Here is a 16223-nt window from a genome sequence, read left to right as displayed (position 1 = left end):
GTCAGATTTTTTTCATCGGGGACAGGTTCCGAAACGCCGGAACACGTCCCCAATGAATATCATTCAAACAGGCTCATCTGGTGCCAGAGTTCTTGTTGTTTTTTCCTGCCGGCTGTTTCTCGTTGGAGCAGGTCACCGGAGAGTGATTTCAGAAACGGGCTTTCTTCGCCTGCGGATGTGAGGATCAGTTCTTCTTTGGCTCTTGTCATTCCGACGTAAAGGAGCCGTCGTTCTTCCTCAAAATCCGTTTCGTAATATTCGTTTTCCAGAGGAATTTTTCCCTGTTCTGCTCCATATAGAATCACTGCCGGAAATTCCAGGCCTTTGGAGCCGTGGAGGGTCATCAGTGTCACTGCTTCTGCGGTATACTGTTTCTCCCCGCAGCGTTTCAGATCGCTTTCTACTCCAAGTTCCAGCATTGTCAGAAGTTCTTCTATCGTTTCATAGCATACTGCCATCCGGGATAGTTTTTCCATGGCTTTGTTCGTCTCCATTCCCATCTCCTGGATCCATTCTTTCAGAAGTTCTGCCGGGCTCTGTTCCTGGATTTTCTTTTTCCAGACTTGTGCCGTCTCTTCAAACAGCAGACTGCCAAGTGGATTTCCTTCTCCGTCTGTAAACAGAAGGCTTCCTTCTTCTTTTGCCGCCGTCTGTTCCGGATCCAGAAGGTACCGGAAAAAGGCTGCGCTCCGGCGGAGGGTCTCGTCTTTTAAAAAGGATTCTCTTCCTGACACTACGTACGGAATCCCTTCTTTTCTCAGACAGGTTTCCAGAAGTTCTCCCTGCCGGTGTGTCCGGTACAGTACTGCAATCTCGTGGAAACTTCGGATTTTCCGTTCTTTTTCTTCGGACGTTCGCTGGGCCTCCAGCATTCCGATCCCGCCTGCCATGCGTCCAATCTCTTTTGCCACCGTGATGGCCTCAGCCATTTCTCCGCCGGTCTTTAACATCCGGACCGGAACGCCGTCTTTCTGGTTTGGATGGAGGATCCGCTCTTCTCCCGGATTTTCTGAAATCACGGCAAGGGAGCTGTTTAAAATCTGCGGTGTACTCCGGTAGTTTTCTTCCAGCCGGACCATGCTAAGATCCGGGAATTCCCGATGCAGTCTTTCAAAGCAGCGGGCATCCGACCCGCGGAATCCGTAAATCGCCTGATCCGGGTCTCCGATCACAAACAGGCTTTCTCCGCCCCGGTTCCACTCTTTCATCAGTTCATACTGCACCGGGCTGATATCCTGGAATTCATCGATCAGCAGATGCCCGAACGGCTTCCGCCATCCTTTCTCTTCCGGATGTTCCTTTAACATCCGGACCGTCTCCAGGATCAGATCTTCAAAGCTAAAGAGTCCCCGGCCTGCCATTTCCTCGCCATAAGCCTCATAAGTTGCTGTACGGTCTGGTTCCTTTTCTCCCTTCTCCCCGGCCTCTTCCGGATGCAGAATCTGCATTTCCTTCCATTTGGCCGCCTGTTCCAGAAACTCCTTCGGCTCTTCGTCGATTCCAAATCGTGCCAGAATCTCTTCTGCCAGACGGATGCACCGGGTTTCATCCGCCAGAAGAACCCGGACTCCACGCTCCTTCAGGAAACGCAGACAGATGGCGTGGAATGTTCCCGTCTGAAGTCCGGCAAAACTGCTACCCTGCTCTCCAGCCTGCTGCAGCCGGTCCCGGATTTCTCCCGCTGCCTGGTTTGTAAAGGTCACTGCCGTAATCCGATCCGGGTTTATCTTCTGGTCATTCACCAGATACAGAAGTCTCGCAATCAATGTCTTGGTTTTTCCGGTTCCCGGTCCTGCAATGACAGCCGTCCTTCTGGCCGGCGAATGTGCCGCCTTCTGCTGCTTCTCATTAAGTCTGCCCGGATTCTTTCCGGCATTTTCCGCCTGCCGTTTTCCTGTTACTTCTATAGCTTCTTCCTGCTTTTCGTCCGGCTCTTTTCGCTTCGCCGTCACGGCCTCCGAAGCCTTCACTTTTTTCTCCCGTGTTTTCCCGGATTTTGCCTGCTTTCCTACCTCTTCTTTCACTCCCAGCATACTGAAAAAATCCATCTGCCCGTCTGTCTCATTACGCTCTTCCTCATCGAAAATCCGGACTTTTCCGTATTCTCCGTCAAATCCCGGGCTCCATGTCACTTTCCCTGCCCGGAGCCGTTTGATTCCTTCTGCAATCAGTCTGCCGGACACATGCCGGATCTCTTCCACAGGAATATTCCGCAGAATCTCAAACTCGGCCCCGAGTCTTGCCGTCAGCTTCTGGTACTCCCTCTGCACGCCCTTGCTTGCGGAACTGTGTCCCAGAGCCGCCCCGATGATTTCCGGAAGGGGAATCAGGCTTTCAAACCGCTTTGCTCCCGGTCTTTGATACTGTTCCGGCCGGTCCGCCATCTGCTCAATCCGGTGGGACACTCCGATCGTGATCTTGCGCCCGCACACCGGGCAGATCCCGCCGTACTTTTCAGTCTCTTTCGGGCTCAGGCAAAGCCCGCACTTGCGGTGCCCGTCCATATGATATTTTCCTTCCTCCGGGAAGAATTCGATGGTTCCCAGAAGTCCCGCTCCTGTCTCCACCGCGGTTTTCAGTCCCTGATAGGAAAGCTCCGTATCCAGAAGATTCGCCTCCCGCCCGAGTTTTGCAGGAGAATGGGCATCCGAATTGGAGATCAGCTGGAACCGGTCCAGAGCCGACACTCTCCAGTTCATCGGCGGGTCGGAGGAAAGCCCGGTTTCCACCGCCTGCACGTAGCCGGCGAGATCTCCAAAACACTCTTCCACGGAATCAAACCCTGAGAACGCACCGAACATGGAAAAATGCGGCGTCCAGATATGAGCCGGCACATAGACGGCCTCCGGGCACAATTCCAGAATGATTTCCAGCAGATCATGGCAGCTGATGCCGAGGATCGGTCTTCCGTCCGAATAGATGTTTCCGATTTCTTCCATCTTTCTGGATATGATCTCTGCCTTCTGAAGATCCGGAAGCAGAATCAGACTGTGTACTTTCCGCACCTTTCCGCCCTGCTTGTAAATCGAACTGATCTCCCCGGTAATCACAAAGCGCGGAATCATATGATCAGGTGCCGAGTCCTCATGGATCCGGTATTCCTCTTTCAGGACATAGAGACCGTTTTCATCCTGCCGAAGTTTCTCCTTTAACTCTTCCCGCCATGCCGGATGGGTAAAATCCCCGCTTCCGACAAGATGGATTCCCTTTCTTCTTGCCCACAGGTCCAGATGTTCCGGCGTGCAGTCCTTGCTGGTGGCTCTGGAATATCTGGAGTGGATATGTAAATCCGCAATATACATCGCACAAAACTCCTCATTTGTAAAAATAGAACTACCGAAATTGTAACGCGGTCTGAAGATCCGGTCAAGCCGGACACGGGAAAACAAACTCCCGGGCATTATAAAAAGGCCCCGGTACACTACTGTATACCGAGACCTAAAAATAGCATCCCTCTAAAACATTCTTCCTCTGATTTTCGTCCAGACATGGGCCTGTACATACTCATATGCGCGGTCATAGATAAACAGTGCAATCTGGCCTGCAATCCAGATTCCGGCCGTCATAATCGGGGAAAGTTTCTGCCCGCCCAGAATCAGTTCTTCAAAAAATATCAGCATCGGAATATACATGACATTGAACGCCATATATTTGACTGCCCAGAAAATAGTCTGCCGCTGTGTCCGGCTGGAACGTCCCAGAAATCTCCATGCCGCTTCGATGATCACGATATAAAGCCCCATCGCCGCAAAGGAGAAAACATAAAACTTGTTCGGTGCGATCAGAAGACCGAGCAGAACATCAGCCACATAAAAGGCCCCTCCTGTCCTCATTCCGAACTCCCTGATTACAATACCTACAAAAAATGAAGCAGCTGCAAGCAGGAAGAGCGTATTCGTCTCAATCACGCTTCCGAGAGACATACAAACGACCGACAGTGCAATGAACAGACCGCAGAACGCCATCATTTTCCCTTTTACATGCATGAACAAAGATCTCCTCCCATACATTCACACAGCGTATCCGCCAGCCACAAATCACAGCACATATTTCCCGTACCGCAGGATGAGTTTCCACCGTATCCGCCTCCGTACGGATTATTCTGATATCTTCTGCTGTTCCAGTCAATCTGATTTAGCAGCTGACGGTACTGCACATTATTCGGCTCCATATTCACTGCCTGTGCGGCATGTTCTCTTGCTACAACCAGATTTCCGATCCCCGCATTTGCCGCACCGCTTGCGTAATACCACATCGCGGTCCGGTTCGGCATCCTGTCCAGAAGATTGAGTGCCTCACGGTAGCGTCTGTTGTTAATATAGTTAAAGACTGCCTGCATCTCAACGTCGTTGCTGTTTCCGCCGTAGGAAGAACCTCCGCCATAGGATGAACCGCCCCCGTAGGAGTAACCGCCGGAGCTTCCGCCCGATGCACGCTCTTTCATAATCTCATCATATGCTTCCTGTACTTCCTTAAACTTCTCCTCTGCAAGATCTGCCAGCGGATTGTTTACATTCGCATCAGGATGATATTTTCTTGTTAACTCTCTATATGCTTTTTTTACTTCTTCGTCAGATGCGTTTGGGGATACACCCAATACATCATACGGATTCTTTGACATGATCCTGTTCCTTTCCTTCTTTCTTTTTCATCTGAATCAATCTGTAACGATTCCACACTCCATCATACAGGATATTTCGCAAAATGTCTACATCCAAAAGGCAAGGAAGCTTTTCAAATTCTGCACTGCACTCCGCAATCATCATACAGAGAATATTACGTATCCGCTCTTCATAGTCTTTTTCTTTCCGGATACGGATCAGTGGATTGTAGCAATGTTTCTTCATATCTTCTTCCAGATCATCATACGCATCCATCAGATAGATGAACTTTCCGAGGAAAAATCCGATTCTCCTGAGTGTCTCTTCCCACACATCCTTTTTGTAAACAAAGAGCTCTGCCATCATCCGTCCAAAGTATCCTGAGACACGGTCCAGATCCATGCAGTTTTCTTTTTCGCACCTGCGGATTCCCCTCAGCGCCTTTTGGATCACCTTGCTCTGACGCGGATATTTCCGGATAACTGCTCCGGCTTTTTTCTGGAGTACGCCCTTTCCAAGGAGTGCTCCCGGCTTCTTTTCATCGGCCCAGTCATCCTCCAGATGATAATATGCAAGAAGCAGATTCATATCCGCCGCATAGTCTGTAATTTCATTTCGGTTCATTGTCTGCTTTTTCACCGGATGTGCTTTGCAGCGGCGCTGCTCGGTTTTTGTCCCGTATTCATACAGCGACGTCAGCAGGATGATTGCAAACGTCATATCATAGGTCAGTGTCATCTGACCAGAAAATCCATATTTTTCCTTCAGTTCCTGGCACAGCCCGCAATAATACGACCTGTACTTTCGGAAATCTTTCATTTTCAGTTCCGGCTCACAGACTGTTACATATCCAAACATCCACTTACTCCTGTTCTGCTTTTTTTACTTTCTCTATATTTTCAATACGAAATGTCCCTTTACACTGCTGTTTCACACCATATAAAATCTGATCTGCTTTTTTGTACAGCTCAACAAAAGAAATTCCATGATCTGCATAAATTCCTCCAAAAGACAGTGAAGATTTGCTTTTCGGATAATCCAGCTCTATTTTTTCCTGGTATATCCTGCTGATCTTTACCAGTTTACTTTCAATCGCCGGAATGCTGGTACATGGATGTACAAAAATCACAAACTCATCCCCTCCAAGCCGGATGATCACATCATCCTGCCGGAAGCAGTGCTTCAGCTCCTCCGCAACATACTTTAAGACATTGTCTCCTTCGTGATGGCCGTAGAAATCATTAACCTCCTTGAATCTGTCAATATCCAGCATCAGGAAGATATAAGGTTTGCCGTTTCCAAGTTTCTGTGCAACCATCATTTCGCCGCCTCTGCGGTTGTAAAGTCCGGTAAGAGGGTCTGTCACTGATTCTACGAACAGGTTGTTTTTAATCCGTACATTTTCAGAAATGTCAACGATCAAACTGATTACTGCTCTTCGTCCGTCCTGTGTGGTAATCACTCTCCCCCGATCATAAACCCACACAAAATTCCCGTCTTTTTTCATCATTCGGTATTCAATCTCATATTCTCCGCGCTCCCGGCATTCTCTTTCTGCAACAGCAAGCGCTTCATCCTGATCCTTCTTCCAGATCCGGTTCAGTACATTTCCTCCTGTTGCCTGCATGAATTCCTCATATGTATATCCAAGCAGGTCCAGAAGCTTATCATTGACCATGTAAATCGGAAAACCGTCCTCCATATACCCTCCGATCACACCGCTCGGCATCGTCTCGCAGATGATATCGAGAAGTTCACGCCTGGAAATCTGATCCGGTTTTCCAAGGCGGTTTGACAGAATGCGGAATGGAAACCGTTCCTCTTTTTGAATATAACCTTCCAGCAAAGTCCGGTGAAGAACTGAAATCCTGTATTGCCCGTTCTCCTCCACAACAGTGGCCGTTACTCTGGCAATGCTTTCATGTTCATGCTGTTCTTCCCCCTGCATTGCAATCCCGATCTGACAGTAGCAGTCCCAGGAATGTCCGTCCCGGTTCTTTTCCCTGTAATCCGTGATCTGATATAAAATCGGCTTTGCGACACTGTTCAATTCTCCCTCCAGGAACTGGATAAACACTTTCCGTCCGAACACTACCTCGGAAGCGCCCAGAAAATAAACATCTTCTGTCATCAGCGCTGCCGCACTTTCTGCGTCGCGCTTTGTCAATGCATTGTTATAAAACTGATTTAAAGTCTGAAAGACCGGATTGTATTCCCACGTCTTTCCTCCTTTTTCCTTACACTTCATGATTTCCGTTCCCCTTTTCCATATACTTCCTGTCGAATTCATCCTCATCAATCGGCCTGCTGTAGTAATATCCCTGACCGTAGCCGCATCCCAGTGTCCGGATCAATGTTTCATTTTCTTTTGTTTCCACACCTTCCGCTACAGTAGAAATCCGAAGCTTCTTTGCCAGATCCACTACCTGTGCCATAATAATCTTCTGCCGTTCATCTTCTTTCCCCGTAATCGCTGACAGGAATACCCGATCCATCTTCAACTCATCGATATGGAGTTTTCCAAGTATATTAAAAGAAGAATATCCGCTTCCGAAATCATCCATGGAAATGCGGAAGCCTTTCTCCTTTAACTGATCGATCTTCTCATTGAGTTCATCAATATTTCCTGCGGCAAGTCCCTCCAGAATCTCAAGCGTAATCAGATCGCCCGGAATCCGGTACCGTTCCAGAACAGCACATAGATTCTCCACATAGTCTTCCTCGTAAAAGAGGATCTTTGACTGATTCACGGAAATCGGAACCGGTGTGATCCCGGCATCGATCCACTCCCGGATTTTCCTGCAGACATTTTCCACCATATACATATCCAGGCTGGAACAGAACCCATTGCTTTCAAACAGCGGGATAAACTGGTTCGGATAGATGATTGTCCCGTCTTTTGGAATCCATCTGACAAGCGCTTCTGCGCCTCCAAGCTTTCCCGTCCTCATATCCATCTTCGGCTGTAAAAACATCCGGAACTCTTTGTCCTTCAGCGCCTGATGCATATGACTTTCGATGTAGTTCTGCAGTGTTTCCTGCTTATGAAGCTCCACGTCATAAAACCAGACATTATTCCTGTCTGTTCCCTTTGCCGTCTGAAGTGCGAACATTGCATGTGTCATCATCATTTCTGCGGAACTGTCATCCCGCCGCACAGCCACTCCACAATAGATCATAATCTGATAGTTGTGATGCTGGCTCAATGAAAAACGGCTGATCTTTTCCATCATTTCATAGAGACGCTCTCTGATCGCTTCTTCATTCTGCCCTTTTAAAATCATCCAGAAAAAGTCACCGGTATCTCTGCAGAAATACTCTCCCAGATTCACACTTTCTTTCAATACCTGACTGATATGACAGAGAAGTTTATCCCCCTGCGCGCGCCCGAATATTTCATTGATAAATTTAAACTGATGAATATTCAGAACGCAGACACTGTACTTTTCCGGTCCTGACAGCGCATCCTTCATTTCCTGCATAAAGCGGACCGTATTATATGCTCCTGTCAAAGAGTCATAGTAAGCAAGCTCAATCAGCTGTTTGTGATTCTTTCTCAACATCCGATAGCCATAAATCAGCAGAAATACACTCAGACAAAGGACTCCGATAAAAATTGCCCTTGTAACATTGATCATCTGATAAATGGGCGCATTCACCCCCTGCATTGTATCAACACAGAAAAGGTACCAGCCATTCAGGCCGATCGGATTCAGATAAATCTGATACGCCGTTCCCTGATACCGGAATTTACTGAACACGCTCTCATCATTATCGATCGCTTCCCGGATTTTCTCCTTTTCTGCCTCTGTGATATAGTTCCCGTCAAAAATACTCTCCACTCTTCTATTGACGACTTTATTTTTAGAACGAATCAGAAACTTCCCTTCCTTTCCGATCATATGGACATAACCATAACCGTTCATAGCCGTCTTATCATCCAGAATATCTTCAAATGCTTCAATGCTGTCTTTCGCAGTCAGCACACCTGTGATCTCGTCTCCCTGATAGACAGGAACAGCATAGGAAAAAACCTTTTCCCCGGTCCGGGCATCCTCATAGACTCTGGACACCGCGCTCTCCCCCTGCCACGCCTCTCCGATACTCGCCTGCAGTTCCTCTTCCAGATTTTCCATACGGACATTTTTCTTAATCTCTCTATCAACTGTCACCCGGATTCCATCGCCGTCTTCCGTAAAATAACCCATCTGGATAAAACTGTTATGCCGGTTCGATTCATAAAGACCGTTCGCGAAGGCATCCGTATCAATCATGCTGATCGTATTGCTGAACCGGAAGAAACTCGCCAGCGTCTGGAGTGTCTGTTGATCCATCTTGATTTTACGCAGTACATTTGCCTTGTATTCTTCCGCCTCTGAAATCATCTGCGTTGTCATGGTATCTTTCTGCACCCGGCCAAGCGAAGATGTAATAAAGCCTCCCCCGAGGAACAATAGAATGCTGATCACCACAACTACCGCTGTGATTTTCCTCAGCCTTCTCATCAACTGTTTTTCGCTCATATTTCCACATCCTTTAACATGCTTTTATCATAAAATAGAGAAGTATGAGGTGTCAAGGAGTGCAAAAAAATATCTCCAACCATCTTATAATGGCTGAAGATATTTTTCTACGCTCTCCGTTGCACTATAAAATTATAAAAGCTCGTCCTTCTTCGCGAGGATTGCTTCTACAGCTGCGCATGCAGGGCAGTCACAGTACTGTTTGCCTGCAGCTTTTAATTCTTTTCCATGAGCAGCGACTTCTTTTGTCTTTTCTGCTCCGAATACCTGAGCACCCATTTCGGACTCTGCAAATGCGATCAGTCCGTCCAGCGTCATGATATCTTCTTCGAGTTCGGCAATATATTTTTTCGTCTCTTCTGCCTCGTTCTCGGTTCCTACAGCGTCAAGCCATGCCTGTGCTGCATCTTTTGCCTCCTGACTGCATGACGGAGCTGCCATCAGCTCTTTTGTCTTCTCTACTACATAATTTAATGTTTCCTGAGTCATACTGTACACACCCTTTCTGAAAATTTTCTCTCCTACTATTGTAGCACAATCCGGTCCGGATCGGACCATCTATTTTCTAATTAAATCAGAATCATACACTGAAACGGTTTCATTTCCAGTGTGCCTTCGTACACTTCCTTAGTTTCCGCATCGGTCCATTTTCCGATTCCTTCTACGCAGACCGGCTCATTTTTGAAGTTCATAACAAACACAACCCGTTTTCCATTGTCACCGACACGTTCTGTCACGGTCACACCGTACGGCAGCTTTGTCTGAAGCGCGTTTTCCAGAGCGGCTTCCCGAAAGAGATCCTGATAAAACGCCCGCAGGAAATCGAGGCTGGATTCTGCCGCCAGATAGTATGCCTCTCCTTTTCCGAAGCTGTTGCGTGTCACAACCGGAGAGCCGGCGTAGAAATCTTTTTCGTATACTGCAAGCACTTCTGTGTTTTCTTTCGCATGTACGATCTCGCAAAGGTACTGTGCCGGATAAACAGATCCGCCATAGGTAAACTGATTCTCAAATTCTTCAGACGGCGCGTCAATCTCTTCCTGAATGATTCCCAGCACATCTTCCAGTGGGGACTGTCCGGTAAAGCAAAGATCTGTGTCATCCACCATACCGCTGAAGCAGGTGTTAACGAAAATACCTCCGTTCTCCACGAACTTTCTTACGTGCTCCGGATATCCTTCCTTGTACATATAGTTCAACGGCGCCGCCACAAGGCTGTATCCTTCCAGAGAATCGTTCATATCCACCAGATCGGCCTCAATGCCGTTTTCCCAGAACACACGGTAGTGTTTGAGGATCGTTTTCACATAATTAAAGTCAAGACGCGGTCCCTGCGTATCTTCCACTGCCCACCAGTTGTCCCAGTCAAAAATGATGGCGGCTTTCGGCCTGTTTACTGTATGATCAATGAGCGCACCAAGACCCGAAAGTCTCTCTCCCAGTTCGGTCACTTCCCGGAATACCCGGGTATCCGATCCGTTTCTGTGATCCAGCACGGCGCCGTGGAACTTTTCAAAGCCTCCCCGTCCTTTCCGCCACTGGAAATACAGTACGGAATCCGATCCATGTGCCACCGCCTGCATGCTGGAAAGCATGTGCATACCCGGCCGCTTCAGCGGATTGGCCTCGCGCCAGCTGATGGCGGACGGAGAGCTTTCCATCAAAAGGAACGGCGCTTTCCGAAGGGAGCGCATCAGGCTGTGATTTGCGGCTGCCTTTACCGCCATCGGGACTTCATCTTTCTGTTTGTGCCAGTACGGATAATTGTCCCAGGAAATGATATCCACTCCTTCTTTCAATCGGTTGTAGTCCATCCCTTTGAAAAAGTACATAAAGTTCGCTGTAGCCGGAAGATCCGAATATTCTTTTACCGTCCGTGCTTCCAGCTGGTAAAAGTCATTCATCTGCTCCGTGGCAAACCTTCTCCAGTCCAGCACAAGAGCCGTGCTCGTCGTCTCGCCGTTTGGAACCGGACTGTGAATCTGCTCCCAGTCCGTATAGGTGTGGCTCCAGAAGTAATTCCACCACGCCCGGTTCAGATTCTCAAGTGTACCGTACTTTTTCTTAAGCCAGATACGGAATGCCGCCTGGCAGTGTTCACAATGGCAAACGGAATCCGCGAAGTTTCCTCCAAGCTCATTGGAAATATGCCAGAGAATCACATTGCTTCTTTTTCCGAACCGCTTTGCCAGTTCCCGGTCAATTGCCGTGATTTTCTCACGCATCACCGGCGAGGTGTAGCAGAAATTGTGGCGCTTTCCAGGCAGATTTCTTCTGCCGTCCGCCTGCACCTGCATCACTTCCGGATATTTCTGAGTGAGCCAGTGCGGCATTGCCCCGGAAGGGGTTGCCAGGATAACCTGAATCCCTTCCGTTTCAAGCCTTGTGATGATCCGGTCCATCCAGTCAAACTGATAGACCCCCTCTTCCGGTTCCAGCGAAGCCCAGGCAAAAATGCCAAGGCTTACGCAGTTCACGTTCGCTTTTTTCATCAGCGCTACATCTTCTTCAAAAATCTCCGGGTGGTCCAGCCACTGATCCGGATTGTAATCTCCACCGTGGAGAATCCTTTCTCCTAACATTGTTACTCCTCCTGTTTAGATTCCGCGGAAACGGAATGTAAACTCCATCTTTTTGTCTGCGTTTAACAGATATTCCGGATGCGTAACAGACAGCCAGCTGTCGTCTCCTGCAATTCCCATCTGTCCAAGAGCCGCACGTACAACCGTGTAATGAACCTGCGGAAGTTCATACGGATGCTTTGCATTTTCCAGTTCGTGCGGTGTATAAGGAAGCGCGGAGAACATCATCGGTCCACTCTTTTCATCCATTTCAAACAGCATTCCTCTTCCGCTTCTGTCGGTCACTTTTGCGTAGCGTACTTCTTCTTTTGCTCCACATTCCTGCGGCACAATGTATCTTGCCATATTGTCTTTCACCAGGTTCTGGTAGATTCCAAGCTTCGCGCCTTTTTTACGGTCCGCATAGGTCTCAGCCGGTCCGAGTCCGTACCATGTCACATGATCGTAGTCCGCATCCAGCTTGAGCATCACGCCAAACTCCGGCATATCGCCCAGTTCTTTGACCGGATCATAGGAAAGCGTTACCTGTACCGTGCCGTCGCCGGTTACCACATACGTCATCGTACACTCGCCGGCCGGAGTCGTCGGCAGAAGGTAGGTATATGTCACTTTGACAGAATCTTCCGCCGCCTCTACTTCCGGCAGAAGAACTTTGCAAAGGTCGTCCCCCCGGTAATCCTTGTGTGACGCGTACATGCTGGCGATCTTCCACTGTGCGTACCGTTTCGGCATCTGGTTGCCCTGGTCGTTGTCCACCGGAGCTCTCCAGAAATTCGGCTTTGGAATTTCCTTGATCATTTCTTTTCCTGCATAACGGTAGGAGACAAGTCCTCCTTCCGGCCCGGAGAAGATCGCTTCAAAAGATTCTCCCCTGACACCGATGTTATGCTTGCTGCGGATTACCTTCACCGGACGGCTGCATGCTTTCTTCTCTTCCCTGATCGCATAGACATACTGTCCGAATGCCACTTCATGTCCTGCTTTCGCCCAGATCGTGTTTTCTTTCAGCCGGAAGGAAACCGTGATCGTATATTCTCCCGGAATCGTCTCTTTTGGAAGCGGCAGATCATACACCTTCTCGGAGAGCGGTTCCACATCGGTTGCCATAACAAGTTCTCTGACTGTCTTTCCGTTCCGTGCCGCTGTTACCACGCATTCATACACACCGGTGTTCAGGAAGAGGTTCTTGTTGATGACTTTTACCTGATCCTTTGTCACTTCGGCTGTAATATTCTGATAGTTGAATTTGACTTCCTGCATCTTCGGGGACGGCTCTCTGTCACCGCCGTATACAATCCCGTTGGCACTGAAATTGTAGTCGGTCGGTCTTTCATTAAAATCGCCGCCGTATGCCTGGAATTCATTGCCATAACGGTCTTTCTTATAAATCGTCTGGTCAATGTAATCCCAGATAAATCCTCCCTGATAGAGCGGTTCTGTATCTGTCAGATCGGTATACTTGTGCATTGCCCCGCAGGAATTTCCCATGGCGTGGGTATACTCACAGCAGATAAATGGTTTGCTTCTGTCTTTTGCAAGGAATTCCTTGATCTTTTCCACCGGTGTGTACATCTGGCTCTCCATATCGCTGGTATCATTGTAGCGGCGATCCTGGAAGACGCCTTCGTAATGTACCAGTCTCGTCGGATCTTCCTTGCGGAAAAACTGAGACATTTCATAAATATCTTTTCCTCCGAAAGACTCATTTCCGCAGGACCAGATCAGGATGGACGGATGATTTTTGTCCCTCTGGTACATGGAATTCACACGGTCCAGCATCATCGCAAGCCATTCCGGTTTGTCATTTGGCACAATGAAATCTTCATCCCCGTCCATAGGATAGGTATCCCAGCTTCCGTGGCTCTCCAGGTTCGCCTCATCAATCAGATACAGACCGTATTCATCACAGAGTCTGTAGATCAAAGAGGAGTTCGGATAATGGCATGTCCGCACTGCATTGATGTTGTTCTGCTTCATGATGGTCAGGTCTTTTCGAAGCTCCTCTTCCGATACATGTCTTCCGCTCACAGAGCTGAATTCATGCCGGTTAACCCCTTTGAAGACAATTCTCTTACCGTTCAGTGTCATGATGCGGTCTTTCATCTCAAATCTGCGGAATCCCACTTTCTCCGGAATGATTTCCATCAAAGTGCCGGAGGCGTCTGTCACGGTAATCGACAGGTCATAAAGATTCGGCTCTTCCGCACTCCAGAGCGCCGGATGATCGATCTCCCAGGTAAAGACATTCTCTCCATTCAGTTCCTTCTCTTCCTCGAAGCAAACTTCTCCGTGGTAAGAAAGCAAGAACTTTGCTTTTCCGCTTCCCCATGTCCGGGTGCAGATTTCCAGCTCCGCCTTTTCCAGCGTCTCATCCGGAACTGCGCGGATTCTAAGATCACGGATATGGACTTCCGGCACCGTGTACAGGTAGACATCCCGGTAAAGCCCGGAGAAGCGGTAGAAGTCCTGATCCTCACACCAGCTTCCGGACGTCCATTTGAATACCTGCACAGCCAGCTTGTTTTCGCCTTCTCTTACATAGTCAGTAAGTTCAAAGTCGGACGGTGTAAAGGTATCCTCGCTGTATCCCACAAAGGTACCGTTTACCCAGACAGCCATGCCGCTTTCTGCCCCCTGGAAGGAGATAAAAAGACGTTTGCCTTTCATTCTCTCCGGCACGCGGAAATATTTCACATAGCTTGCGACCGGATTGAAGTGCTCCGGAATCTCTCCCGGACGGATGTCCTCACGTCCTTCCCACGGATACTGTGTATTCGCGTACTGCGGCGCATCATAGCCCTCCATCTGGATATGGGCCGGCACCCGGATATCATCCCAGGAAGCACAGCAGTATTCATCTTTCTCAAATCCTGGCACAACTGCGTCATAATTTTTCGCATAATGGAATTTCCAGATTCCATTCAGGCTCTCCTGAAACAGACTGCATCCTGTTTCTCTGTCCGCTTCGGACGCATAGTACGCATGATCGGAGTGAGCCTCTGCTCTTCCATCACAGAAATACTCCGGATTCTTTACGTTTTCATAATTAAATGTTCTCATAGTTTCCTCCTCTTTTTCCCTGAATCTTTGTATGAAAAAAGGAGTCCGCCGCATTTGCGGCAGACTCCTGCTCTTATGCGGGCTCTCTGTCTATTATTTTACGGCTCCTGTAATACCTTCTGCAAACTGTTTCTGAAGTACGAAGAAGACGATCATAGTAGGAATGGAACAGAAGAGAACTCCCACCATTAATACACCATAGTCTGTTGTATATCCACCTGAAAGGTTGGCAATCAACATCGGCATTGTCTGTGACTCCGGAAGGGTCATAATTACCTTCGGCCACAGGTATGAATTCCATGCATTCATAAATGTGATAACCGCTGCTGCTGCATAGGTTGCTTTCATCATCGGCATGTACATTCTTACGAAGATTCCGATTTCGCTCAGTCCGTCGATACGCGCTGCTTCCATAACGTCAACCGGGAAGTTACGTGAATTCTGACGGAACATCATAATCAGGAACGGCGTCGAAAGAGACGGGAGGATAAAACCTAACGCCGAGTTCAAAAGCTTTGCTGATGAAAGCAGTCTGAACAGAGGAATCATCGTCGCTACCTGAGGAATCATCATGGCAAGAAGAATAATGGAAAACAGAACATCCTTTTTCTTGTCATGATACAGCTCAAATCCAAATCCTGCAAGAGAACAGATCAAAATCGCAAGAACTGTCTGCAAAATAGAATACAGGAAAGAATTGCCCATTGCTCTCCACAGATCATTGCCGTTTACAAGATTCTGGAAGTTTTCGATAAAATGTCCGCCGAGCGTCAGCTTTCCGTTTGCCACCTCGAAGGAAGTGTTTGTTGCTGCTGAAATCATCCAGTAGAACGGGAATACGGAAAGGAACGCTACGATAATCAAAAATATGTATGTAGGAATCAACCGGCGCTGAATCATACTTCTATTTCTTTTCTTAGTCACGCGTATCACCTACTTTCATATTGATAAATGCCAGGATCGCAACAATAATAAATACGAAGAATGACATTGCCGTCGCGTATCCGAAGTTTGCAACCCCCTGTCCAAGTGAGTTGTTGTAAATATAATGTGACATGGTGATCGTCGCATTTGCCGGTCCGCCGTTTGTCAGGTTGACAGACTCATCGAACAACTGAAGCGTTCCGTTGATGGACATGATAAATGTCATGATAATCGTTGGTTTCAAAAGCGGAACCGTAATACCCCAGAATGTCTTCCATCCGTTCGCACCGTCAATCTTGGCCGCCTCGTAAACGGAATATTCAATATTCTGCAATCCTGCAAGATAGAATACCATGTTGTATCCTGTCCATCTCCAGATCAGGGCGATGATAATAACCGCCTTTGCGCTGGCTGCATTTCCAAGGAAATTGTAATTGGACTCCAGAATACCAAGATTAAAAAAGTGTCTTCGACACTTCAGCCCCCTAGCCCCCATTCATGGGGGAATTGGGGGTTTCTTTTTATGTGTTTTT

The 16223-nt window shown here is 48.1% G+C and carries 10 protein-coding genes and 1 pseudogene; all 11 read right to left on the bottom strand.

From position 1 onward, the window contains the following. Positions 1-59: 59 nt before the first annotated feature. Positions 60-3302 carry a UvrD-helicase domain-containing protein gene (locus tag FGQ85_RS12710; RefSeq protein WP_138373612.1) on the bottom strand — a complete coding sequence of 1081 codons (3243 nt, stop codon included), beginning with the start codon at positions 3300-3302 and terminating at the stop codon, positions 60-62. Positions 3303-3455: 153 nt separating this feature from the next. Then, a complete protein-coding gene (locus FGQ85_RS12705; protein ID WP_087168989.1) occupies positions 3456-3986 on the bottom strand; it encodes a hypothetical protein in 531 nt (176 codons plus the stop codon). Further along, on the bottom strand, positions 3977-4621 hold the full coding sequence (locus tag FGQ85_RS12700; RefSeq protein ID WP_087168988.1) for a DnaJ domain-containing protein: 645 nt from the start codon (positions 4619-4621) through the stop codon (positions 3977-3979). Before FGQ85_RS12700 ends, FGQ85_RS12705 begins: the two co-directional genes overlap by 10 nt. After that, positions 4602-5459 carry a DUF5685 family protein gene (locus tag FGQ85_RS12695; protein WP_118636638.1) on the bottom strand — a complete coding sequence of 286 codons (858 nt, stop codon included), beginning with the start codon at positions 5457-5459 and terminating at the stop codon, positions 4602-4604. The genes FGQ85_RS12700 and FGQ85_RS12695 overlap by 20 nt, the downstream gene beginning before the upstream one ends. A gap of 4 nt (positions 5460-5463) precedes the next feature. Continuing rightward, complete coding sequence (locus tag FGQ85_RS12690; RefSeq protein ID WP_171027962.1) at positions 5464-6849, bottom strand: diguanylate cyclase; 1386 nt, start codon at positions 6847-6849, stop codon at positions 5464-5466. Next, the gene (locus FGQ85_RS12685) at positions 6839-9124 is read right to left on the bottom strand and encodes an EAL domain-containing protein (RefSeq protein WP_138373610.1); all 2286 of its coding nucleotides are present in this window, start codon (positions 9122-9124) and stop codon (positions 6839-6841) included. The genes FGQ85_RS12690 and FGQ85_RS12685 overlap by 11 nt, the downstream gene beginning before the upstream one ends. A gap of 132 nt (positions 9125-9256) precedes the next feature. Next, entirely contained in the window at positions 9257-9613 is a 357-nt protein-coding gene (locus tag FGQ85_RS12680; protein WP_087168984.1) for a molecular chaperone Hsp90, read from the bottom strand. Between the two features lie 80 nt (positions 9614-9693). Further along, positions 9694-11706, bottom strand: a complete 2013-nt coding sequence (locus FGQ85_RS12675) for a beta-galactosidase (protein ID WP_138373609.1) — start codon at positions 11704-11706, stop codon at positions 9694-9696. A 15-nt stretch (positions 11707-11721) separates the two neighbouring features. Beyond that, complete coding sequence (locus tag FGQ85_RS12670) at positions 11722-14766, bottom strand: glycoside hydrolase family 2 TIM barrel-domain containing protein (RefSeq protein WP_138373608.1); 3045 nt, start codon at positions 14764-14766, stop codon at positions 11722-11724. A gap of 93 nt (positions 14767-14859) precedes the next feature. Then, positions 14860-15690, bottom strand: coding sequence for a carbohydrate ABC transporter permease (locus FGQ85_RS12665; protein ID WP_343215466.1), 831 nt, complete (start codon positions 15688-15690; stop codon positions 14860-14862). Continuing rightward, positions 15683-16120, bottom strand: a pseudogene (locus tag FGQ85_RS12660) (sugar ABC transporter permease); the annotation flags it as partial. The gene FGQ85_RS12665 and the pseudogene FGQ85_RS12660, both read right to left, overlap by 8 nt. Positions 16121-16223 lie beyond the last annotated feature (103 nt).

Source organism: Pseudoflavonifractor sp. BSD2780061688st1 E11, assembly GCF_005844125.1.
In the GTDB taxonomy this organism is placed as follows: domain Bacteria; phylum Bacillota; class Clostridia; order Lachnospirales; family Lachnospiraceae; genus Sellimonas; species Sellimonas catena.
This window is presented reverse-complemented; position numbering and strand designations above follow the sequence as displayed.

What these genes read in the sequence shown, in the direction of transcription:
- FGQ85_RS12685 (WP_138373610.1), bottom strand. Translation starts at nt 9,124, where the DNA reads ATGAGCGAAAAACAGTTGATGAGAAGGCTGAGGAAAATCACAGCGGTA.
- FGQ85_RS12675 (WP_138373609.1), bottom strand. Translation starts at nt 11,706, where the DNA reads ATGTTAGGAGAAAGGATTCTCCACGGTGGAGATTACAATCCGGATCAG.
- FGQ85_RS12705 (WP_087168989.1), bottom strand. Translation starts at nt 3,986, where the DNA reads ATGCATGTAAAAGGGAAAATGATGGCGTTCTGCGGTCTGTTCATTGCA.
- FGQ85_RS12690 (WP_171027962.1), bottom strand. Translation starts at nt 6,849, where the DNA reads ATGAAGTGTAAGGAAAAAGGAGGAAAGACGTGGGAATACAATCCGGTC.
- FGQ85_RS12680 (WP_087168984.1), bottom strand. Translation starts at nt 9,613, where the DNA reads ATGACTCAGGAAACATTAAATTATGTAGTAGAGAAGACAAAAGAGCTG.
- FGQ85_RS12700 (WP_087168988.1), bottom strand. Translation starts at nt 4,621, where the DNA reads ATGTCAAAGAATCCGTATGATGTATTGGGTGTATCCCCAAACGCATCT.
- FGQ85_RS12695 (WP_118636638.1), bottom strand. Translation starts at nt 5,459, where the DNA reads ATGTTTGGATATGTAACAGTCTGTGAGCCGGAACTGAAAATGAAAGAT.
- FGQ85_RS12670 (WP_138373608.1), bottom strand. Translation starts at nt 14,766, where the DNA reads ATGAGAACATTTAATTATGAAAACGTAAAGAATCCGGAGTATTTCTGT.
- FGQ85_RS12710 (WP_138373612.1), bottom strand. Translation starts at nt 3,302, where the DNA reads ATGTATATTGCGGATTTACATATCCACTCCAGATATTCCAGAGCCACC.